Raw genomic sequence first — 20,161 nt, 5'->3', positions numbered from 1 at the left:
GTTCGAAATCACTTCAGGGTTGTTCATCCCATTTATTGATCCAATTGCGGTCGTTCACTACATTTATTGGCTTCAACTGCCTATTTTTGAATATGACAGTGTTCTTAAAAAAGTATAGTCTGCCGTTTATAGCCTTCTTTTATTTCACGTTATTGGTGATGGCTGCTGTAATGGAGGAGTATGAACTATATTTCACAATTGCAGCGTTGTTCTTTACTGTATTAATATTTATTCCCTGGTTAATATGGCAGGTTATTTTAGTTGTTCGATTGCGACATGAGCGGAAAAAAAGCGAGTTGCTGCATCTGAAGAGCCAGGTAAATCCACACTTCTTTTTTAACACACTTAACAATTTGTATGGCCTGATCAAAAGCGATCCAAAGAAAGCGGAAGCACTTGTGCTTAAGCTCTCAGATCTCATGCGTTACAGCATTTATGAAGCGGACAATGAGCGGGTAACGCTTGAAAAGGAAGTTGAATACCTCAACAACTATATTGAATTGCACAAAATGCGCTATCATAAAAAAATAGACGTAGACTTTCAGGTGGATATAAAGGAAGGTTATATGGTTATGCCCCTGCTGTTTATAATATTATTGGAGAATGCGTTTAAGCATGGGGTGGAAAATCTGCGTGATAAGGCTTTTGTTCACTTGTCACTTACCGCTGCGGATAATGAAATTCATTTTAAAATAAAGAATAATTTTGATGATTCGATGGCGCCTGAAGGGCGGCCTGGCATTGGCTTAAACAACCTGAAACGGAGGTTGGAGTTAGCTTACGAAAACAAATATCAATTGAAGCTGGCTCAACATAATGGTGAATACCTGGCAGAACTAAGGTTGAAGAATTTATGATCAAGTATCTGATAATAGACGATGAGCACATAGCCCATGACATTATCAAGGGTTATTGCGATATGCTGCCCAATTTGATATTGCAGAAGAACTGCTATGATGCCATTGAGGCATTGGAATACCTGAATGAACGTACAGTAGATCTTATTTTTCTGGACCTCAAAATGCCAAAATTGAAAGGTTTTGAATTTCTTAAAACCTTGCAGTCTCCACCCAGAGTGATTGTTACCACGGCATACCAGGAGTTTGCACTGGAGGGGTACGAGCTCAATGTAGTAGACTATTTGCTGAAGCCTTTCAGCTTTGAGCGCTTTGTGAAAGCAGTAAATAAGGCAGTGGGCGCTTCAGCACCATCTACGGCCCCTAAAAACGTTCAGGCCGGCAATCAATCTGCTACCATTTTCCTTCGATCGGATAATAAATATATACAGGTGAGTATTGCTGATATTCTTTTTCTGGAAGCTGCCGGTAACTTTGTGAAAGTGGTTACAGGAAATGACGCTATTCTGATAAGAGAAACATTCGCAGTTTTATTAAATTCTTTGCCTCCTGAGAACTTTTTGCAAGTGCATAGGTCATTTGCAATAGCTCCAAAACACATCAAAAGTATTGAAGGAAATCAAATATCGATCGGGGATCATAGCGTACCAATTGGCAAAATGTATAAGACGTATATAAATAGGTTGTTAGGTTAAACCTATTTAATTCCGCTTTCAGTCCTTTTACGCTGTGGCGAATTTTGCTGTATCGAAACAATACACGATTTACTTTAATCCCTCAGAAATTCAATCTGATCCTAAATCAGCGACATTTTTTGATTCAAAGAATATAAAAAAAGCCTCTGACTTTAATCAGAGGCTTTCGTGGTGTGGGGCGGGATCGAACCGCCGACACAAGGATTTTCAGAGTAAAATCAATGACTTAATTAGGTTTCAAATGGATTCAAAACGCTGATTATCAATAGTGCATTCAAAAAGCTAGTTCACATCAAACCATAAAAACAACGCCATTGTTAGACCTATGTTAGACCTAAAACGACCGTGTTAGACCGCACAAAATTCTTTGCTCGGGCCGAAATTAAATTTTTTTCATTTGATGCTCAAATGATTTCACTTGGTTTAATACTCGCACAACGAACTGATAGTCACACCTTAACGCGCGACGAATAAACGCACAGCGTAGTCAAAAACATTAGATTGCTTGACCTCGAATCAGGAGGGCAAGAATTTAATGGCATCAGTCAGCATCATACGGCGCAAAAAGCAAAACAAGGACGGCACCTATCCAATCGCAATTCAGATCATCAAAGATCGGTTCCCCTCCCTTATCACGATTGGTAGGATAGACTTACAACATTGGGATGACGAAAAGGGACAGGTAAAAAAATCACATCCTAACCATCATCGCCTCAATAATTTTTTTCGCAAAAAACTGGCCGAAGCGACTGACAACGCGCTCGATATTGAAACAAAGAAGCCTGAAGCCAGCGCCAAAGCTATTCGGCAAAAGATCAAACCGAAAACCGGGGTATCATTTTTTGAGCAGGCCGAAGAATACCTGAAAGTAGCAAAGGCGACAAATTATAACATCTATATGTCCGAAAGGCCCCGGATCAAGCATTTCAGGGAATTTCTGCATGGGCAAGACCTTGCCTTTTCAGATTTGACCGTGGGATTGCTCCAGCGTTTTGAAACCTGGCTTAAGACAGAATACAAACCCAAAGGGAAAAAGAAAAAACGCTTGGCCGAAACATCGGTGGTCAATCATTTTGTCACAATCCGTTCCGTCTTTGCATTCGCAAGGGATCAGGGCGCTGTAGATGAAAAACTGACACCTTTCGGTAAAAAGGGCTTCAAGATCGTTTTTCCTGAAACAACAAAGATCGGTCTTTCACGGGCGGAAGTCATTGCTCTTGAAACCATAGAACTATCTGACCCCCGGTATGAACATGCCCGGAAACTGTGGTTGTTCCTGTTCTATTTTGCTGGCATGCGGGCGTCCGATGCTTTCCGCTTGAAGTGGCCCGATTTTCAGGACGGGCGGTTGTATTACACGATGGGCAAGAATAAAAAAACGGGGTCGTTGAAAGTCCCCGATCAAGCCGCCCGCATCCTTAAATACTATGAGCAATTCAAGGAGAACAAACACGACATGGTGTTCCCTGAATTAAAGGGTGTTGACCTCAGCGATCAGTTTGTCACAAAGCGGACGATTGGTTTCAAGATCAGCGCGCTTGATAAATTCCTTAAAGAACATGTTGCTCCTGCTGCCGGGATAGATAAGAAACTCACTTTGCACATTGCCCGCCATACATTCGCGACTTTAGCGGGTGGCACTGTAGACATTCAAAAGCTGCAAAAGCTCTACAGGCATTCGGACGTGAAAACGACGATAAATTACCAGCAAAACTTCATCCATGAAGATGCAGACGAAGCCTTGGATGCTGTCATCAGTAAGGTAAGATCACAGCCTAAACCTGCTTAGTTTTTTCTTTCATAAGCAAAAATCAGGATGCAATCAAATGTCCGTTGGTCAGCATATCGGCTAGGTTGAGGCCAGTTACACCTGTAAGGACGACAACCGACTGATCTGTGTACGCTGATCCACTGCCATCACGATCCACAAGCAAGGTCGTATTCCCACCAGCAACAGACAGAGTAGCAAAATCATCAATATTGCTCGTCCCTGGGTTATACCCGATCAACAGATCGGAAATATCCAGCTTGTCGCTTTGAGCCGTGCTGAAATCACTGACGGTATCAACAGCGCCAAAGCTGATATCATCGAATACAAAGGTATCTGAATTATTGCCTCCTGTAAGAGCGTCAGCGCCTCCATGACCAATCAGGACATCGTTGCCATCGCCGCCACTAAGGGTGTTGACGGCACTGTTGCCGGTCAGGGTATTGGCAAGCGCGTTACCTGTGCCGTTGATGGCCGAGGTGCCGGTCAACGTCAGATCTTCGAGATAGGAGCCGAGCGTGTAGGAAATCGAGCTTTCCACCAGATCGGTTCCCTCACCGTTATTCTCAGCGATGCTGTCGGATGCGTTGTCAACGACGTAAGTGTCATTCCCTGCACCACCTGTCATGCCATCGATGCCTGAACCGCCATCCAGCCTGTCGTTACCATTACCGCCATACAGGGTATCGTTTCCTGCAAGGCCATAGAGCGTGTCGTTGCCATCCATACCATAGATCGTGTTCAGGTAAGCTGTACCTGTGATAATATTATCAAGGCTGTTACCCGTGCCGTTCATGTTATCAGCACGATCCAGCGTCAAATTCTCGATATTGGCCCCTAACGTGAAATCGAGTGATGTCCGCGAAAGCACCAGGTCGGTGCCTTCACCCGAGTTTTCGGTAATGGTATCGGACGTACTATCGACGATATACGTATCATTACCCAAGCCACCAATCAGGGTGTCGTTGCTGGAGCCACCATCCAAGGTGTCATTCCCATCACCACCTGTCAGCGTGTTCATGCCACTGTTGCCAGTGATGTAATTATCCAGGCTATTGCCCGTGCCGTTGATATTCGAGCTGCCTGTTAAGGTCAGATTTTCGATGTTTGCAGCCAATGACGTATAGGTCACAGAGCTTTGAACAGTGTCCGTACCCTCGCTGGCATTCTCTGTAATAGTATCAGTGGTGCTATCGACAAGGTAAATATCGTTACCTTGACCCCCAACTAATGTATCTACCCCTGATCCACCGTCGAGCGTATTGTTGCCACTATTGCCCGTGATGATGTTGCTCACTGAGTTACCAGTGCCATTAAGATTCGAGCTTCCGATCAGCGTCAGATTTTCAAAGTTCGTCAACAAAGTATAGTTGATAGAACTTTGTACCGTATCGGTGCCTTCGCTGGCGTTCTCGGTCAGGCTATCCGACGAATGATCGACAACATAGGTATCATCCCCTACGCCGCCAATCATGGAATCAATGCCTTCCCCACCATCCATGATATCGTTGCCGTTACCTCCTGTGAGGTTATCATTTCCAGCGAAACCACTTAAGGTATCGTTGCCGTCCAAACCATAAATATTGTTTTGGTAAGCAGTGCCAGTAATGATATTAGCTAAAGAATTACCCCAGCCATTCATATTATCCGGGCGATCCATCGTCATGTTCTCGATGTTCGCTGCAAGCGTATAGTCGTTCGGCGTTCGGTGGGAAACAGTATCGGTGCCTTCGCTGGCATTTTCTGTGATGGCATCACCGACAAGATTGACAATATAGGTATCATCACCTGTGCCACCAACGAGAATATCGTTGTCAGCGCCACCGTCCAACGTATCATTACCGGCACCACCATTGAGCGTATTGCCGCCGCTATTTCCGGTGATATAATTATCCAATGAGTTGCCCGTACCGCTAATGTTCGAGCTTCCTGTCAATGTCAGGTTTTCAACATTGGCAGCCAATGATGACAAGGTTATTGCCGTTTGAACTGTATCGATACCTTCACTAGCATTCTCTGTAACGACATCGGACGTTGAATCGACAACGTAGGTATCGTCTCCCAATCCGCCAACCATCGTATCGTTGCCGCTACCGCCGTCGATCACGTTGTTAGCTGAGTTTCCAGTTATCGTATTGTTAAGCGAGTTACCAGTTGCGTTGATTGCAGAAGTTCCCGTCAAAGTCAGGTTTTCTACATTTCCCGTGAGTGTGAAAGTTGCAGATGCTAGGACTGTATCGGTTCCCGAGCTTGCGTTTTCATTGACGCTATCCGAGGTGCTATCGACAACGAACGTATCATCCCCGGCACCGCCGTACATTGCGTCATTCCCGGCACCACCATCAATGTAGTCGTTCCCCGAATTACCGTCGAGCGTGTTGTTTGCGCTATTACCGATAATTGTATTATCGAGGGAGTTACCAGTTCCGTTGATCCCTGATGCTCCTGTCAGGATCAGGTTCTCGAAATTCGATTGCAGGGTATGCGTGACAGACGAATAAACGCTGTCCGTTCCTTCCGATGCATTCTCACTGACGCTGTCGGATGCGCTGTCGACGATATAACCATCATCACCCGTTCCGCCCGCCATCGTATCATTGCCTGAACCACCGTCCAGAATGTCATTACCATCACCGCCATTGAGAGTGTCGTTTCCGGCTTTCCCTTGTAGAATGTCATTGCCAGCCAATCCATCAATGACGTTGATATAATCCGTGCCAATGATGGTATTGCTGAGGCTATTACCCGTACCGTTCATATTGTCGGCACGATCAAGCGTCAGGTTTTCGACATTACTTGCCAATGTATAGGACGAAGTCGTTCTGGCATAAACTGTATCGATACCTTCATTGGAATTTTCGGTAACCACATCGGAATTGCTGTCAACGATATAGGTATCATTGCCAGCGCCACCAATCAGCGTGTCGTTCCCCGCGCCACCGTCAAGTGTATCATCACCATCATTCCCGGTCAGTGTATTGTTCGCACTATTCCCGGTTATGATGTTGTCCAGGTTATTGCCTGTACCGTTTACTGTTGACGATCCCGTGATTGTCAAATTCTCGACGTTTGCCCCGAGTGTATAACCCAACGCCGTTTGAACAGCATCAGTTCCTTCATTGGCATTCTCGGTAACTGTATCAGACGCTGAATCGACAACATAAATGTCGTTACCGGCTCCGCCGATCAACGTGTCGTTACCCGCGCCACCATCCAAAGTGTTGTTGGCTCCATTTCCGGTGATAACGTTATTGACACTGTTTCCTGTGCCATTGATAGCTGTACTACCGAGCAAGGTGAGGTTTTCAAAGTTGGTTGCGAGCGTAAAGGTAATATACGACTGTACTGTGTCTGTTCCTTCGCCGGAGTTCTCGGTCAAGCTATCAGAAGCATGATCGACAACCATAGTATCATCACCCGCGCCGCCCAAGAGCGAGTCAATGCCTGTGCCGCCATCCAAGAAATCGTTACCATTCCCGCCGATAAGGTTATCATTGCCAGCATAGCCAATCAGGGTATCGTTTCCATCCAGCCCGTAAATATTGTTCTGATAATCTGTTCCGGTTATTCTGTTATCCAAGCTGTTGCCCCAACCGTTCATATTATCGGGGCGATCCATTGTCATGTTCTCGATGTTAGCCGCCAGCGTATAGTCGTTCGGCGTTCTGTGAGAAACGGTATCGATGCCCTCATTCGCATTTTCTGTGATAACATCGGAAGTCGTATCGACGATATAAACATCATCGCCAGCACCGCCGATCAAGGTGTCGCTACCTGTTCCGCCATCAAGCGTATTATTGCCAGCATTACCAGTGATCGTATTGTTAAGCGAGTTGCCTGTTCCGTTGATAGAAGCGTTTCCTGTAAGCAATAAGTTCTCAACGTTGCTGGTGAGCGTATAGTTTACGGATGCTTGGACAAGATCGGTTCCTGCGCTGGCGCTCTCACTGACAGTATCTGACGTGCTATCGACAAGGTAGGTATCATTGCCATTACCGCCGTTGAGCGTATCGTTGCCAGCACCGCCATTGAGAATATCGTTCCCGTCGTTCCCATTGAGCGTATCATTACCACTGCCGCCGGAAAGCAATTCATTGGCACTTGTACCGTTCAACGTGTCATTGCCTGTGGTGCCGTTGATCGTGCTTGCCATACCAACAATGAAATGCGCGATTGCTGACCCGGTCGCGCCGTTACCGTCATTAGCGGAATAGGCAAAGGAATCCGCACCCGTAAAGCTTGTCGGTGGCGTATAGGTAAACGCTCCGTTTGAGGAAATAACAATCGTACCGCCCTGGGTTGTTGTAAAGGTTCCTGCCGTAGCGTTGAGTGTCCCGATAAAAGAGCTATCTGCCCCATTACCATTATCGGAAAATAAGTTGCCTGTGATATTGGTATTAATAGCGCCGGAGAAATTATCTTCTCTTGTGTCAACGCCAGTGGAAGTAGTAACACCGTTGACAAGCAAAGAAAGATTCTCAAACCCGGTTACTGTCAGACCGAAATTTGTAAACTCAAACTCTCCAACGGTATCGGAATTAGGATCGATGTTTGAAGGGTTTTGGATGAAATTGCGGTAGTCAACAATATCCTGTTTTATCCCTGAAGTCAGATTCCCGCTATTGAAGCTGAGAACTAATGTGTCATTTCCTTGATCGCCAAAATATTCATCGGTCGCCGCCACATTATCGCTGTAGATATAGTCTAAAGTGTCGTTACCAAGTCCTCCGCGCACCAAATCATTTCCGGCGCCGCCATTGAGAATATCGTTACCACTGTCACCATTCAGCGTGTCGTTACCTGCGCCCCCATTAAGGGTGTCATTCTCAAAGTTTCCAAAAATCTGGTCATCACCAGTTGTGAACCCATAACTAGTAGAATAATAAGAACCCCAGAAAAGATTTGCATCTATATCTGTCATGCTTGCTACTAAGATACTTGCAAGAGAAACAAGACTTCCGTCTGGATTTTTAAATTTTATATAGTCCGCAGAATTAATCTCTTGATAATCGAAATGATAATTGTAGTTTAATCCGACTATGCGAACAAAATACACGGAATCATAATTAACATCGTTATTTATTCCGTTTTTAGCCCAGAAAGCGAAAGTTGCAAATTCACCCGTGGAGTCATTTCTTGAAACAGATGGACGAAAATATCCGCCAATCAAATCAGCAGTAGTAAATCCTTCAAGTTGAATAAAATCATTACCAGATGTATCTTCAAAACTTACAAAATTATATGTTGATTTAAGCAAAAATGTATCTGATCCACCTCCGCCAACGTAGCCATCTTTACCACCGTTACCATCAATAAAGTTATCTCCGCTATCTCCAGCTAGTACATCTGTATATTGTGATCCAATAATTCTTTCTATTGACGTTAGATTATCAGTGAGTGAGAGAGCGGCAGACATGTTATAGGTAGATGAAATTTCAAGGTCTACGCGAACACCATGGTCTGTGGTTGAGATGAAATCAGAGTAGTCAATAGTGTCAACACCATTTCCACCATTGTAGGTGTCGCCTTCAAGTTTATTCGGATCGGTGAAATGAGCTTTGAAAGTATCATTTCCATCACCGCCATTAAGTGTATCTACGCCAGCGCCACCGTTTAAGGTGTTGTTAGATGCATTTCCAGTAATTGTATCGGAATAATTTGTGCCGATAATGTTTTCTACATTTATGATTTCGCCCGTGATACCTGTGCCTGCGAAACTGTTGCTTGTTAAGTTTATTGTGAGTGGCGTGAATCCGTGGCTAAAATCCACTGTGTCGATACCTGTATCACCATCTATATGTTCAACACCATATCCGATCAATAAGGTGTCATCATTAGCACTAGCGAAAACAGTATCTTGCCCCGGCGCACCCTCAAATGAGAGCATGTTATAAGGCAGATTCCCTTCTAAAATAATGTCATTTGCGGCTAATATTGATCGAATTGTTGCATTGCTATTATTTGTAAAACCTAGTGAATCAGACCCATCAACCGATTCATAATTTAATCCCGTATCTACCACACTACCGAGACCGTTCAAATATTCGTAATGTATTTCACTTCCAATGCTGCTTAAACTTAATGCAGTATATTTTAAATCATTCCACACATCATCAGCATCACGCCCCCCTAAATTTAATGGTATCGATCCCCTTGTGAGATAATCTTCACCAGACTCATACCTATCCTGCGAGTCTACTAAAACTGGCCCTACTTCAACGATTAAATGACTGCTACTAACATCTCCGTAATGATCACCTCCACGAATTACTTGTTGATCCTCTGACGTGTTCGAAATATCACCACTTGGCGAATAAATTAAATACAGATGTTTAACAGGTATAGGGTTGTACTGACTAATAATAACTTTTGAAGCAAGATATATTTTCCCAGTCATGGTGATTGTCCTTCAGTCTTTAGAGTTTCAGAAACTTTTTTGGGCTTATAGCCCTTTCCAACAACCGTGCGTCCATAGAAGTTTACAGCTTCGACTTTCATATTTTTATCGTAGTAAATCCGGATATTTAGATCATCAGGCGTGAAAGTTAATTGGACTGGTTTATAACTATAGATGTATCCGCCGATATTATATTGAGTGATGTCAATGATATGTGCTCCACCACGATCAACTAACATTAGATCAACATAGTCTTTTGGAGTACCAACAGGGAATAATTTCGGGAGAACATTGTCTCTCAGTTGACCAACGCCTGACGCGCTTCCGTAATCGCGCATTCTGAATAAAGATTCGATAAAATACGGACTTGCTGGATCGGTCGCTTTAAATGGCATGTCGTACCAGAGATATGAGACAAACACCAAAGCAAGTATTGTCGACAAAACTTTATGCTGTTGTACCCAGGAAGAAACTTTATTCATTTTAGCCCTCGTGAATTTTTATGAAGTGTTGAAATAAGCATGACGATGCCAGCCAGCGGTTTTCTGGCTGATCGCGACTGCTTATTATTTTTTTGGAGTGAAAGAGAACCCAACACGCAATGCGTGTTTTTAGAGGATATGAGCAATCTGGGTTGTTGCTGCATGTGATCCTTGGGGTTCGGGGATTCCATTTGAGACAGATAATCAAGGAATCGTCAACGGGCAAAATGGGCCGTTGCCAAAGGTGAAGGACGGTCAATTTAATATCTTAATAGATATGTATAAAAACAACCAGTTAGGCACCAGCTTTTTTCTTTCATGGCAAATCAAGCGCATGATGTTAGTCCCGACATTCAAGCCGTCTTTACCTACAGACGCGTCAGACGGTTTCGTTAGAACCGCTGCCCTTATTCTGGCTAACTGCGCTTTTAACGCGTTACATGTTATAGTACCGCAATAAATCCTTGTACTCTTTGAAGCGTGCGCCTTTCCTTTCAAGTATGTAGTCAATACGTCTACAGATCACCCCAATGGTACTCGTTGATCTGTTATATTCTTCTGCGATTTCCGATACGGGCCGACCCTTTTTCCATTTCTTATAAATTTCCTTGTTCCTCTTTACCAGGTTCTCCTTTTCAGGATCGGGATTGACGCCAGCATCAATAATAAACTGCCGCAGACTGATAATTTCAGTCCTTGTTTTTTTAGATCGCTTTCTAGCGGATGCTAACTTATTGAAGGCTTCTTGCACTGTCATAACGTAAGAATGTGGATGTACTCCAGTCAACAGGAGCGTCGCAAGGAACGTTTCATCAGGGCGGGATTGGTGACAAAACAAATAGACCCAGTATAGATATACCGGGACTATTGGTTAAGGCTCTGATTAGTAGCACATTTAATCTATTCCGAAGGCGAACACGTCAACCGCCGTGTTGCCGTACTTGCTCAATGAACCTTTATTCGCAAAGAAATACTCGCCTTTGTCCAGTTTTGTATCGGGAATGATTTCATACACCTGTTTACCGAGTGACTTGACACTGTACGATACGACTTCCTTGTTGCCGGACGATTTGCCGAACACCTTATAGTCGCCGAAGTTTCCCGATCGCTTGCCTTTCTTCACTGTCGCCTTGTACAGCGTGAACCAACCTGTGGGATCCCCTGTACCATCGGCCATTGCCACAACGAACCTCATTCGTTCTGCCGATACAAAACGAATGGGCGACTTGTCGCTGTCCAGTACAAAGCTGATGATGATACCGCCATAGCCCAACGCCTTTGATTTGGTGACATACCTGGCTGTGGTCTTTTCAAGCGGTTTCAGGGAATTATCGGTTGCCTGATGGTAGCGGATGTCGTTCAAGACTTCCGGTATGGGGGCTTTGCTTGTTTGCCCGTTGGCTATGCCTATCCCGAAACACACGGTTAAAAGGATTGCCTGTTTCATAATGATAATTTATGGAGTTACTGAAGTTGAATGTTTTTGCATTGACCCTGTTCACAAGGAACGATGATCGTGCCTGTCCACGTCTTGCCTGTGCATGTGGCTTTGTACGTATAGGTCTTTCCTTGATACAGGTCGAAGGTGGCATACTTGCCGTAGTTGGCGCTGTTGCACTCTGGCGCGGTGCCTGATGTGTAGGAAATCTTGTCCTGAAACGGTGTAACCGTTTTGCCGTCTGCATCCTTCACCTCGACGGTGATCTGGCCGCAGGAAAAATCATGGTCAATCCAGAATAGATAAACGTTAGGAGAAACAATTCCGCCGTAAGAGCCGCACGTACCACCATCGTCTTTCTTCTTGCAAGCGGATAAGCTCAATGTGCAGAGCGTAAAGAAGGAATACAACAACCCCATACAAATTGCACAGAACGTAAGGACAATCGGTTTCATGTTCATGGTTTTTTATTTTAGTTTGGACAAATCATGCAAGATGTTATGCACCTCACTGACATGCCAGCCGCCCCTTTTACCATTGAGTTTTTTTAATCGCATGCGGTTGAGTCTGTTTGTGAGGTCTCGCTGCGTTTTATACTTTTTCTGCTCCCTGCGAATGGTGCGCTTGATCCTTTTTAGATAGGCCCGTTTCTTTCGTTTCAATGTTCGTTTCAGCTTCTTAACGTTCCCTCCGAACTTGAACCCTTTTTCACGTCTTGCCTGCAATGAGCGTTTCGTATTGTTTCTGTTATCCTCTAAGAACTTTTCATCAAAGGCCGCTTGTATTTGTTTTTGAAAATCATTTGCTGTTGGCTGCTCAATACTGATAAAGTGAACTTTCTTCTTTATCAGGCTGGCAATAAAGAATACGCTGCGACCAAGACGGCTTTGTGTTGCTACCAATAAGAGAAAATCAGGATATAGCAAACACCAATTGACTGCTTTCTGCACCTCGGGCCGCTTCTCATGATCCTCGCCGCTTTTGATTTCTCTGAATTCTTTAATGAGTGTAATCTTATGCGCCTTGCAATAATTGGCGATCATGCTTCTTTGCGCCATCAAACCAAGCCCACTTTGTCCTTGTCCCACCGTTGAGACACGGATATAAGAAATCGCCTTTATCATACCTTAACCGTGAATCTGTTCTGTCAGTCTCCAACAAGTATTTTTGAGCAAGACAGAATAAATATTAAATAAGGCGATATTTCTGAAACCCTGTGTATTCAGGGCTTGTAGCTATTTTGATTTTTTCACAAATGAAGTTTGCCTGTTCTGTTAGGAATCTTCATATCAAAACGAACAAATAAATTTGATGAGCAATTCTGATGGCTTCGATTTGCAGCACTTAAAACGTTCTTTACTTCACAAAAAAACCTTCCTCAATGGAAAACGTTTTAATGCAGGTGTGCCGTGAAACGCACAACCTGACCAAGCGACAAGTCGCCCGTAAAATGGGCATTCCATCAACACAGTATTATGAGTTGGAAACAGCCAAACTGGCCATGACAACTGAACATGGCAAGGCGCTCGAAAACCTTTACAATATCAAATCCCATTACTTTCTCGAAGCGGCGCGACAGCTCGAACAGATAAGAACACAAAAAGAAATCATCAAACAAAAGAAAGATGAACTGAAGCGGCTTAACGACCTCATGGAAGGTGGTTACGAATTCATCCACCAGAGTAAGCAAGCAAAGGCTTCTTAACATGAAGGCGCTGCGTATTTCGGATCAACTCATGGTTGATCTGCTGGTGAATAAGGATAGGAGCGCCTTTGCGTTTTTGCATGACACGTATTCGCCCTCTTTACACGGCAGCATTATTGAGCTGATGGCCGATAAGGATATAGCCGAAAATGTTCTTAGAAAGGCGTTGGCGGCTGCTTATTTTACTATCAGCCAGCATAAACGGGGCAAGCAAAAAATTTATACATGGCTAATGCATGTCGCCCTGCGCCTCGTGCTTGAACCTGTGCAGGCCCTCCATCGATGGCCCACGGCGAGCCAGTTGCAGGAAACCTCCTGCACCCTTTGTTCCATCCTGAACGCAATGGAGCCTGTTTCAAGGGCCGTTATCCGGCTTATCTACGATGAAGGATATAGCAAAGCCCAGGTCGGGTGCCTGCTGAACCTGCCTGTGTATCGGGTGGAAGAATTGCTGGAAACAGGTTTGCAGCGATTACAGCAGTATTTGAATGATTGTGATTGGAAACCATAAAACACATGCAATGGAAATAAAGTCAGAGTTTCATGCGACACAGAAAACATTGTTCCGCCGTGTCAATCAGATCAGGAAAGTCAATGGGACATGCGATTTTGAGCAGGAAGGAACAGGGTACAGGCTGAATTATTGTGAAAGCGGCGATTTGGACAACATGTATATCGTCCAGCATGGGAAGGATGGTTTGCCTTTCAGGTTGCATGACGGACTGGAAGGGTCGTTCTTCCACCTCAATAAAGGCGAAGTCTTGGTCTATAAATGCGAAAGCGGCAACAAGGTTTGGTTCTCATACCCAAAATGGCTTGAAAGATTTGGTGAAACAGACTTAGACCTTGATCTTGGGTATACTGACTATGGCAGCTTATCTGAAATGATTCAGGCGGGGCTGGTTATAGACGCCAGACATGCGGATCGGCCCTTGTTTGTGACAGCAAGCGGTGAAATGAAAGAAAAGCCACTTGCTGAAGTTGTACCAAAACAGGCAGTCACCGAAGAAACGCAGCCAGAAATTCAGCCGGAATCAGTCGATGAGGAACCGGGGATATTTAAACTCCTTACCCGGCTAATAAATAACTCCGACTTGCAAACAGCATTGGAGAAAGCCCGGTGGATTAGGGATTATTGTAGCAAGCAAACAGAATCCTATATTAAAATATATCAGGTGGCGTTTCGCCCAGGTGCGTGCGTCAAAGATAAACCAGCTCAATTACGCTTCGGTGGTCGCTGGATGGAACGGGCCGGGTTCATATACGGACAATCCATTCAGGTAGTTAGTATTAAAAACGTTATTCTCATTGTTCCGATCCATCCACATAAATTGGATAAATAAAAACAGCCTCCCTTTCAGGAGGCTGCACTAATCAAATACCATTAACCATTAAACCTTATCCTATGAAAGTGAAAATATAGACAAAAAATTATATATCCAAAAATTTAAAAAGGGGGCTGTTCAGAACAGTACAGGGATATATGTAAGCATTGATACAAAGATGTCAGTGCATAGGTGCTGCAAAACTTGATTGCACGCCTAATATGTTTTGCGTTTGTGTTTTTCAAGATAGGCCAAAATTGATTCCTTATTATATTGAATTACTTTCTTCATGGGCTGTGTGAATTCAATTTCCCCATTATCCCGCAGCCGCTGTAATGTGGTCTTGCTGGTAACGCCCAACATATCCATTGCTTGTTCATCCGAAACCCATTTACGGGCTTCTTCATCCCGCTTTAATTCAAGACGGGAAATTACTTTTTCAAAGAGTTCGTAAAACGCATCCTCCTGTAGACAAATTATTTTCATACGTTCTTTTTAAGTGTGTTCACTAATAATTTTTTGAATCTCTCGCATCTGCCACCTGTTTAGTTCTTTTATCAGGCGGCCATTACCTCCCCAATTTTTCTCAAACTCGGCTCGAAGGTGTTCAAGCTCTAGCCATACATCGTAGGTTGCGGTGGTGTAGTCACATCGCTTTTCCTGTAGCAGTTCCCTTTCTTGCCGCAATAAACCCTGCCATGCTTCAAGGCGCATGATCCCGAATGCCTTGATCTGGTTTTCGTGCTTTGCTAAAAGCGCGGTAAAAAATGTATTCTTCATAAAAAGATTTTGATGTGAGTGATTAACCCATGTTTTGGGATTTTTGCCTGTCGCGTTCGTCGGCTTCTTCCAAAGCCAGTTTCAATTGCTGCAAAGCCGTTTCAAGTTTTCTGTTCGGTTTTCCGGTCAGGGATTTCCTTTGTTGCTTTTCAAGCTGTTTCTTTTTATAGGCTTCCAGCTTTTCAACCATTTTCTTTTCGGATGATGTCAACGGGTTGCTGTCCTGAACTATGCTCTTGCTCGCTTCTTTCATCGCCAGCATTTTTTCCTTGAAGGCCAGCAATTCTTCCTGCCGCTCGTCGTATTTCTTTTTCTGCTCAAGGATGGCGGCGATGCTGTTTGCCTGTAGCCTATCGAAATAATCCGCGTCTACTTCTGTACGGACTTCACGGATCACGGTTTTATCAAGCTCCAGTTTAACCCCTTGAAAGCGTTCCCTGACCTGTTTTGTCACCACGCCTTTCAACTGCCGGACAAGATCATGACCAATTCCTTTTTGATCGACGACTTTAAAAGGACGACGTGATTCGCTGCGGGCAATACGATACCCATGCTGCAAGGCAAGGCTGATAAATTCCTGGGCTGTATATGACCGCTGCCATAGCTGGGTCAGCGTTTTTTTAATGTCATCACGATCTCTATTGCGAAACGGGGTGCGCTTCTGTTCCAGCACTTCCTCGATTTCACGGCGGGCCTTTGACAAGGCAAGTTTGAAAAACTTTAAGGGCAGCATTTTTCCCGTTGTATGGTCATAGCGTTCATAGGCAACGTGCATATGAACATGGCCTTTTTCATGCAAGACCATCGTCCGTTTTTGGGCGGCAAAGGGCATGTGCTTTTCGATGATCTTGGTACAGGTCAACCAATCCTCGGCAGACATTGACACGTCCTGCGGCGGGTTAATGACCAGATGAAAAATTCCTTGTTTGGATTTCGTGAGTTCGCTGGTCAGCGACATTTCACGCAAGGATAGATAAATATCATCTGTGTGAAGTGTGCCGCGTATATCAAACACCTCGGCGTTATCATTGACCGGGCTTTTCATCAGGTAGTTGGCTAACTGCGCCCCGTTGCCGCGTACCCTTCCAATCAGGATCATGACGACAGTTTTTTAATCAGGTGGCCGGATAGCGTTTTGATGTTCGTCAGTGCATCCGTCAATAGCTGCGTCTGCTCGGTCACGTTGGCATACTTGCCCGACCTGACGATCTGACCTAATACCATTCCGATTTTATTCAGATCATTCAGTTCTGTTATCAGCGCGGCCTTGTCGGGTGGTGCTTTGAGTATATAAGCATCCGACCCTAATGCGGATTTTCTCAAAAAATCGCTGGTGGTCATATTTGCATTTATGGAGCGCGTTACTAACTCGTGCGCCTCATCAATAGTTAATCTTAGCTCAAAACGTTCACTGCGCCGCCTGTCGGCAGCCTTATTTTGACGTGGCATAAATAATGGTTTTAAATGCTGCGCCGTGCAGCGTGAGGGTAAAGGGAGAACGCAGTACCTCTCCCTTTCAAGATGGCTTGTGCAGGACAGAATTTATTTTGTACGGAACAAGCCACATCTTGAGCAATGGAATTGCCAGAAAATTTTTGGAGCGTCAGCGGAAAACAACAACAGACCGGGCAACCAAAAAGCCAACGGGCTGTGTTGTTTTCAAGCTGACTAATTATCAACCCGGCACCGTAACAGGTTACATTTCCGGCTCACGGTTTTTCGTTTTAAACTTCCGCTTTACCATTTCCCTGACCTTTTCGAGCAACGTTTTTTCCCTTTCTAATTCTTCCTTATGGTTCCTTTCCTCAAGGTTTCTGTTCAAGGTATTTTTCTCGGCCTTCTCTGTAATTTCTGCATCTCGATTAATGGAATGAATGATGGCTAGGTCATGATATTCTTCATCATGAATACCTTTGAGTTGATCCCGTTCCATGACATGCCTTTTTTTCAGTTCAGCCAGTTGTTTTTCCCGCCGCTGTTCCCAATAAGCTGCGGTGTTTTTTTCTCTGTGAAGGTCATGCCGTTTTAGCATATCGCTCACCTCCTTATCCTGCGATTCAATTAATCTTTGCATTTCTCTGATCTGCTTTGCGACTAATTCACTTTTTGTCATCGTGATGAATTTTACGTTGAATATTTTGTACTCATGGTATAAAATAGGCGTATGGGATTTTCGGATATTCGTAAGCTGGTCAATGCAAATGACAATTTTTTCTTTTCATGGCTGAGGGGAAAGGATTGGCCGGAAAGACAGCTTTACGCGAAACATATCCCCGTCGCTTCCCGGCTGATCGCTTCAAGGCATTGCACCCGATGGTGGAAAAATCATCCTGAATCCGTCGAGTACCAATACGCACACCACGGCATCTGTTGCCAGCTTGCCTATCCCTGCGCGGTTCGGGAATCAACCTTGCGGTTTCTGGCGATCTTCCTTGAATGCAACCCGCTTGCATTGACCAGCGACTATTCCATTGACCTTGCAGGCGTCCATCAAAAGCGCAACGGTTGATCGGCCTTTTGCATGAAAAGCTCATGAATTGCATCGCTCGGTATTATCCCCTGACGAAGCAGGGCTTTTTCTTCGTCGTCCAGCCATTCGGCGTCAACGCTTACATTCTCATACCTGTTTTTAAAGTAAGGCAGGTTTGAAATGACAAACTTCTTGCCGTCGGCAATGGTAATGATGCCGTCAACGTTGCCTATCTGTTCCGGTGTCAGTAGCGGCTGCTTCTCGGTGCTATAACTTGTACCTGTAGAATTGGACTCACCGTCCTTTGATGTACTACTGCCGAAAGATTTGCTTTTCTTGGTGACTGTTTTCTGGCCCAACAGGTTACTGAAATACGTCCGCGTCATGTGATCGCGTGCACCTCCGTAAAGCTGGACGACGGCAGCATTGGCGATAAAGCCTTCCCACGCATCACCGTAGATTTCTTTTAGGGCCGATACGCTTTGCGCATACAGGAACATGCGAATGTTCTGCCCACGGCCAAAGGCGAAGTTTTTCTGTATGTCTGCCATTTTCTTCAACAGCGGTGCTTCGTCCAGAAAGAAACAGACCGGATTATTTGGTTTGGCATTACAGGCTTTGAGGCAAAGGCCAATGACCAGTCGCAGCCAGGTTGAATGTGTGTCAAGGAAACGTTCAGGAATAACCACGTAAACAGTACAGTCTCCATTGGTCAAATTAAATGGGTTAAACTCGGAACGCTGCATGAAATTTCGCAAGGCGGGCGATTCAAAGATGGCTGTAGCAGCCTGTGCATTGGATTTGATCCCCGTCAATGTGGCGCTGGTTTCATCCATGGACAAGAATTCTTCGGCAGCAATTTGAATGAGGCCGCCGAGCGCCAAATTCTTTTTCATTTCAAGTAACAGGTTTATCCACTGGTCGCCGCTATATCTGAGTGCCTTGTACAGGGTCCAGAAATTGTGTTCTTTCTCCGGCATGCCTGTAATGATATGCAGCAATACCGTCTTTATCATGGCCCGGCTGCGCTCCACCCAATACGGGTCTTTGTCCCCGGGCCGATCAGGACACAGGAAGTATGCAATGGAATAACAGTTATCAATCAGGTTTTCGGGATCGTGCTTGATGAAATCGAAGGGATTGAAGCCGGAGCTTTTGATACCGTGTCTGGCCCCTAACGTGTCCTGCACACCCCAAAAATCCAGTATGTAGACTTTCTGGCCGTATTCCCGCTGCGCGCGTGCCGTGGTGTATGAAAGCTCGCCTTTAATATCCAGCACGACATATGAGCCGATAGGTTTAATCAACAGATTAGGTATAACATGCCCGCTAGATTTGCCTGCGCCTGCACCCCCTATGACAACGGCATTGAAAAACTTCGACCGGGTTAATCTGCCACCGATCCACAGACCGTTATCAAAATTGCCGTCGGGGTTATTGGTTTCCTCAAATTCTTCGATGGTGCACCAGTGTGCGTCGCCTTCGTGTACCTGTGGAATTTCTTCCGGAATCTCCGTTTTAATTTTCCAGCGCAGTTTGATAAATAAAAAAGCAGCGGTAAGGACAAAGGCAAAGAAATACTGTGATACCTTTTGGCTTGCCAGCCACATAAACCCGGCGCCCATGCCTGTAAGCACCAGTGCGATATGCCTGACAGCCTGCAAGGCTGATTTAGGAAGTGTCATATACAATGATTTTAAGAATGAATGATGTTTCGTTTTGAAATGATCCGGCAGGACCGATCGCTTCCCGCCGGATCGTGACAAGGGACTATGCCCTTTGACCAGATGCCGTCAACACAATTAGAAGGCCTGCACCTTCTTTGTATGCCTGTAATGCGTCTATTGTCTGCTGTTTCCGGGCCATATCCTCGGCCATCGGTACAGGTACAAAGCTGGACACAATACAGGGCTGACAAGTCAGGGACTCAGCCCGTGGGGCTTCCAGTTGTGATTGACTGTTGATGTTATCTTTCATAGATCGAGTTTTGAGTGTTAATAAAAATTGTTTACTTATCAATGGATTGGTTCAGGCAAACCGGGCCCAGGTCTTGCCAAAAGCAAAACATTTGAAATCAAATGACAATGTGTTGGATTTGCAGGGAACAGTTTGGAATTAGCCGACTAATTAAGATTAAGCGATGAAATTTCACAACTGAAGGATGTCAATTCACTTTGCTACATTTTATATGACCTGATACATCAGTTGTAATGTTATTCATTACTTCTATGCAAAAATGATATC

At 44.7% G+C, this 20,161-nt stretch carries 19 protein-coding genes; 7 read left to right on the top strand and 12 right to left on the bottom strand.

The features are described 5' to 3' along the window. Nucleotides 1-92: 92 nt before the first annotated feature. The 3 genes from FAM09_RS07220 to FAM09_RS07210 all read left to right on the top strand — a co-directional run bounded on the left by FAM09_RS07220 (nucleotide 93) and on the right by FAM09_RS07210 (nucleotide 3,341). Nucleotides 93-857, top strand: a complete 765-nt coding sequence (locus tag FAM09_RS07220) for a sensor histidine kinase (protein ID WP_136576369.1) — start codon at nucleotides 93-95, stop codon at nucleotides 855-857. After that, entirely contained in the window at nucleotides 854-1,552 is a 699-nt protein-coding gene (locus FAM09_RS07215; RefSeq protein ID WP_136576368.1) for a LytR/AlgR family response regulator transcription factor, read from the top strand. Before FAM09_RS07220 ends, FAM09_RS07215 begins: the two co-directional genes overlap by 4 nt. A gap of 505 nt (nucleotides 1,553-2,057) precedes the next feature. Next, complete coding sequence (locus FAM09_RS07210; protein WP_208025490.1) at nucleotides 2,058-3,341, top strand: site-specific integrase; 1,284 nt, start codon at nucleotides 2,058-2,060, stop codon at nucleotides 3,339-3,341. 22 nt (nucleotides 3,342-3,363) lie between these two features. Here FAM09_RS07210 and FAM09_RS07205 read toward each other — a convergent pair whose 3' ends face one another. The 6 genes from FAM09_RS07205 to FAM09_RS07180 form a co-directional block, all read right to left on the bottom strand. Beyond that, on the bottom strand, nucleotides 3,364-9,717 hold the full coding sequence (locus FAM09_RS07205) for a calcium-binding protein (RefSeq protein WP_136576367.1): 6,354 nt from the start codon (nucleotides 9,715-9,717) through the stop codon (nucleotides 3,364-3,366). Further along, on the bottom strand, nucleotides 9,714-10,199 hold the full coding sequence (locus FAM09_RS07200) for a hypothetical protein (protein ID WP_136576366.1): 486 nt from the start codon (nucleotides 10,197-10,199) through the stop codon (nucleotides 9,714-9,716). The genes FAM09_RS07205 and FAM09_RS07200 overlap by 4 nt, the downstream gene beginning before the upstream one ends. Nucleotides 10,200-10,635: 436 nt before the next feature. After that, complete coding sequence (locus FAM09_RS07195) at nucleotides 10,636-10,956, bottom strand: hypothetical protein (protein ID WP_136576365.1); 321 nt, start codon at nucleotides 10,954-10,956, stop codon at nucleotides 10,636-10,638. A gap of 138 nt (nucleotides 10,957-11,094) precedes the next feature. Continuing rightward, the gene (locus tag FAM09_RS07190) at nucleotides 11,095-11,622 is read right to left on the bottom strand and encodes a hypothetical protein (RefSeq protein ID WP_136576364.1); all 528 of its coding nucleotides are present in this window, start codon (nucleotides 11,620-11,622) and stop codon (nucleotides 11,095-11,097) included. Between the two features lie 41 nt (nucleotides 11,623-11,663). After that, nucleotides 11,664-12,092: a hypothetical protein gene (locus tag FAM09_RS07185; RefSeq protein ID WP_136576363.1), complete on the bottom strand. Its 429-nt coding sequence runs from the start codon at nucleotides 12,090-12,092 to the stop codon at nucleotides 11,664-11,666. A 12-nt stretch (nucleotides 12,093-12,104) separates the two neighbouring features. Continuing rightward, the gene (locus FAM09_RS07180) at nucleotides 12,105-12,761 is read right to left on the bottom strand and encodes a recombinase family protein (RefSeq protein ID WP_136576362.1); all 657 of its coding nucleotides are present in this window, start codon (nucleotides 12,759-12,761) and stop codon (nucleotides 12,105-12,107) included. Between the two features lie 257 nt (nucleotides 12,762-13,018). Between FAM09_RS07180 and FAM09_RS07175 the strand changes: the two genes are divergently transcribed. Genes FAM09_RS07175 through FAM09_RS07165 form a run of 3 tightly spaced genes read left to right on the top strand, consistent with a single transcriptional unit; the run spans nucleotide 13,019 to nucleotide 14,685 of the window. Beyond that, on the top strand, nucleotides 13,019-13,342 hold the full coding sequence (locus FAM09_RS07175; protein WP_136576361.1) for a helix-turn-helix domain-containing protein: 324 nt from the start codon (nucleotides 13,019-13,021) through the stop codon (nucleotides 13,340-13,342). Between the two features lies 1 nt (nucleotide 13,343). After that, entirely contained in the window at nucleotides 13,344-13,853 is a 510-nt protein-coding gene (locus FAM09_RS07170) for an RNA polymerase sigma factor (RefSeq protein WP_136576360.1), read from the top strand. 10 nt (nucleotides 13,854-13,863) lie between these two features. Next, complete coding sequence (locus FAM09_RS07165) at nucleotides 13,864-14,685, top strand: type I toxin-antitoxin system SymE family toxin (RefSeq protein WP_136576359.1); 822 nt, start codon at nucleotides 13,864-13,866, stop codon at nucleotides 14,683-14,685. Nucleotides 14,686-14,883: 198 nt separating this feature from the next. Here FAM09_RS07165 and FAM09_RS07160 read toward each other — a convergent pair whose 3' ends face one another. From FAM09_RS07160 to FAM09_RS07140, 5 genes are all read right to left on the bottom strand, one after another. After that, nucleotides 14,884-15,153 carry a helix-turn-helix domain-containing protein gene (locus tag FAM09_RS07160; protein WP_136576358.1) on the bottom strand — a complete coding sequence of 90 codons (270 nt, stop codon included), beginning with the start codon at nucleotides 15,151-15,153 and terminating at the stop codon, nucleotides 14,884-14,886. Nucleotides 15,154-15,162: 9 nt separating this feature from the next. Then, nucleotides 15,163-15,447: a hypothetical protein gene (locus FAM09_RS07155; protein ID WP_136576357.1), complete on the bottom strand. Its 285-nt coding sequence runs from the start codon at nucleotides 15,445-15,447 to the stop codon at nucleotides 15,163-15,165. A gap of 22 nt (nucleotides 15,448-15,469) precedes the next feature. Further along, a complete protein-coding gene (locus tag FAM09_RS07150) occupies nucleotides 15,470-16,546 on the bottom strand; it encodes a relaxase/mobilization nuclease domain-containing protein (RefSeq protein ID WP_136576356.1) in 1,077 nt (358 codons plus the stop codon). Further along, nucleotides 16,543-16,896, bottom strand: coding sequence for a plasmid mobilization protein (locus FAM09_RS07145; protein ID WP_136576355.1), 354 nt, complete (start codon nucleotides 16,894-16,896; stop codon nucleotides 16,543-16,545). Before FAM09_RS07145 ends, FAM09_RS07150 begins: the two co-directional genes overlap by 4 nt. A gap of 247 nt (nucleotides 16,897-17,143) precedes the next feature. Continuing rightward, nucleotides 17,144-17,560 carry a hypothetical protein gene (locus FAM09_RS07140; RefSeq protein WP_136576354.1) on the bottom strand — a complete coding sequence of 139 codons (417 nt, stop codon included), beginning with the start codon at nucleotides 17,558-17,560 and terminating at the stop codon, nucleotides 17,144-17,146. A 51-nt stretch (nucleotides 17,561-17,611) separates the two neighbouring features. On the opposite strand from FAM09_RS07140, the gene FAM09_RS07135 reads away from it, so the two are divergent. Continuing rightward, nucleotides 17,612-17,956, top strand: coding sequence for a hypothetical protein (locus FAM09_RS07135; protein ID WP_136576353.1), 345 nt, complete (start codon nucleotides 17,612-17,614; stop codon nucleotides 17,954-17,956). On the opposite strand, the gene FAM09_RS07130 is transcribed toward FAM09_RS07135, so the two are convergent. Further along, on the bottom strand, nucleotides 17,938-19,602 hold the full coding sequence (locus FAM09_RS07130; RefSeq protein ID WP_136576352.1) for a type IV secretory system conjugative DNA transfer family protein: 1,665 nt from the start codon (nucleotides 19,600-19,602) through the stop codon (nucleotides 17,938-17,940). The two genes, FAM09_RS07135 and FAM09_RS07130, sit on opposite strands and share 19 nt — an antisense overlap. Between the last annotated feature and the right edge of the window lie 559 nt (nucleotides 19,603-20,161).

Origin of the sequence: Niastella caeni (genome assembly GCF_004834005.1) — a bacterium.
In the GTDB taxonomy this organism is placed as follows: Bacteria; Bacteroidota; Bacteroidia; order Chitinophagales; family Chitinophagaceae; genus Niastella; species Niastella caeni.
This window is presented reverse-complemented; position numbering and strand designations above follow the sequence as displayed.

Excerpts from the sequence above, each read along its gene's own strand:
- FAM09_RS07135 (WP_136576353.1), top strand. The coding sequence starts at position 17,612 with ATGGGATTTTCGGATATTCGTAAGCTGGTCAATGCAAATGACAATTTT.
- FAM09_RS07170 (WP_136576360.1), top strand. The coding sequence starts at position 13,344 with ATGAAGGCGCTGCGTATTTCGGATCAACTCATGGTTGATCTGCTGGTG.
- FAM09_RS07195 (WP_136576365.1), bottom strand. The coding sequence starts at position 10,956 with ATGACAGTGCAAGAAGCCTTCAATAAGTTAGCATCCGCTAGAAAGCGA.
- FAM09_RS07140 (WP_136576354.1), bottom strand. The coding sequence starts at position 17,560 with ATGACAAAAAGTGAATTAGTCGCAAAGCAGATCAGAGAAATGCAAAGA.
- FAM09_RS07145 (WP_136576355.1), bottom strand. The coding sequence starts at position 16,896 with ATGCCACGTCAAAATAAGGCTGCCGACAGGCGGCGCAGTGAACGTTTT.
- FAM09_RS07155 (WP_136576357.1), bottom strand. The coding sequence starts at position 15,447 with ATGAAGAATACATTTTTTACCGCGCTTTTAGCAAAGCACGAAAACCAG.
- FAM09_RS07180 (WP_136576362.1), bottom strand. The coding sequence starts at position 12,761 with ATGATAAAGGCGATTTCTTATATCCGTGTCTCAACGGTGGGACAAGGA.
- FAM09_RS07175 (WP_136576361.1), top strand. The coding sequence starts at position 13,019 with ATGGAAAACGTTTTAATGCAGGTGTGCCGTGAAACGCACAACCTGACC.
- FAM09_RS07185 (WP_136576363.1), bottom strand. The coding sequence starts at position 12,092 with ATGAAACCGATTGTCCTTACGTTCTGTGCAATTTGTATGGGGTTGTTG.
- FAM09_RS07165 (WP_136576359.1), top strand. The coding sequence starts at position 13,864 with ATGGAAATAAAGTCAGAGTTTCATGCGACACAGAAAACATTGTTCCGC.
- FAM09_RS07220 (WP_136576369.1), top strand. The coding sequence starts at position 93 with ATGACAGTGTTCTTAAAAAAGTATAGTCTGCCGTTTATAGCCTTCTTT.
- FAM09_RS07205 (WP_136576367.1), bottom strand. The coding sequence starts at position 9,717 with ATGACTGGGAAAATATATCTTGCTTCAAAAGTTATTATTAGTCAGTAC.
- FAM09_RS07160 (WP_136576358.1), bottom strand. The coding sequence starts at position 15,153 with ATGAAAATAATTTGTCTACAGGAGGATGCGTTTTACGAACTCTTTGAA.
- FAM09_RS07200 (WP_136576366.1), bottom strand. The coding sequence starts at position 10,199 with ATGAATAAAGTTTCTTCCTGGGTACAACAGCATAAAGTTTTGTCGACA.
- FAM09_RS07150 (WP_136576356.1), bottom strand. The coding sequence starts at position 16,546 with ATGATCCTGATTGGAAGGGTACGCGGCAACGGGGCGCAGTTAGCCAAC.
- FAM09_RS07215 (WP_136576368.1), top strand. The coding sequence starts at position 854 with ATGATCAAGTATCTGATAATAGACGATGAGCACATAGCCCATGACATT.
- FAM09_RS07130 (WP_136576352.1), bottom strand. The coding sequence starts at position 19,602 with ATGACACTTCCTAAATCAGCCTTGCAGGCTGTCAGGCATATCGCACTG.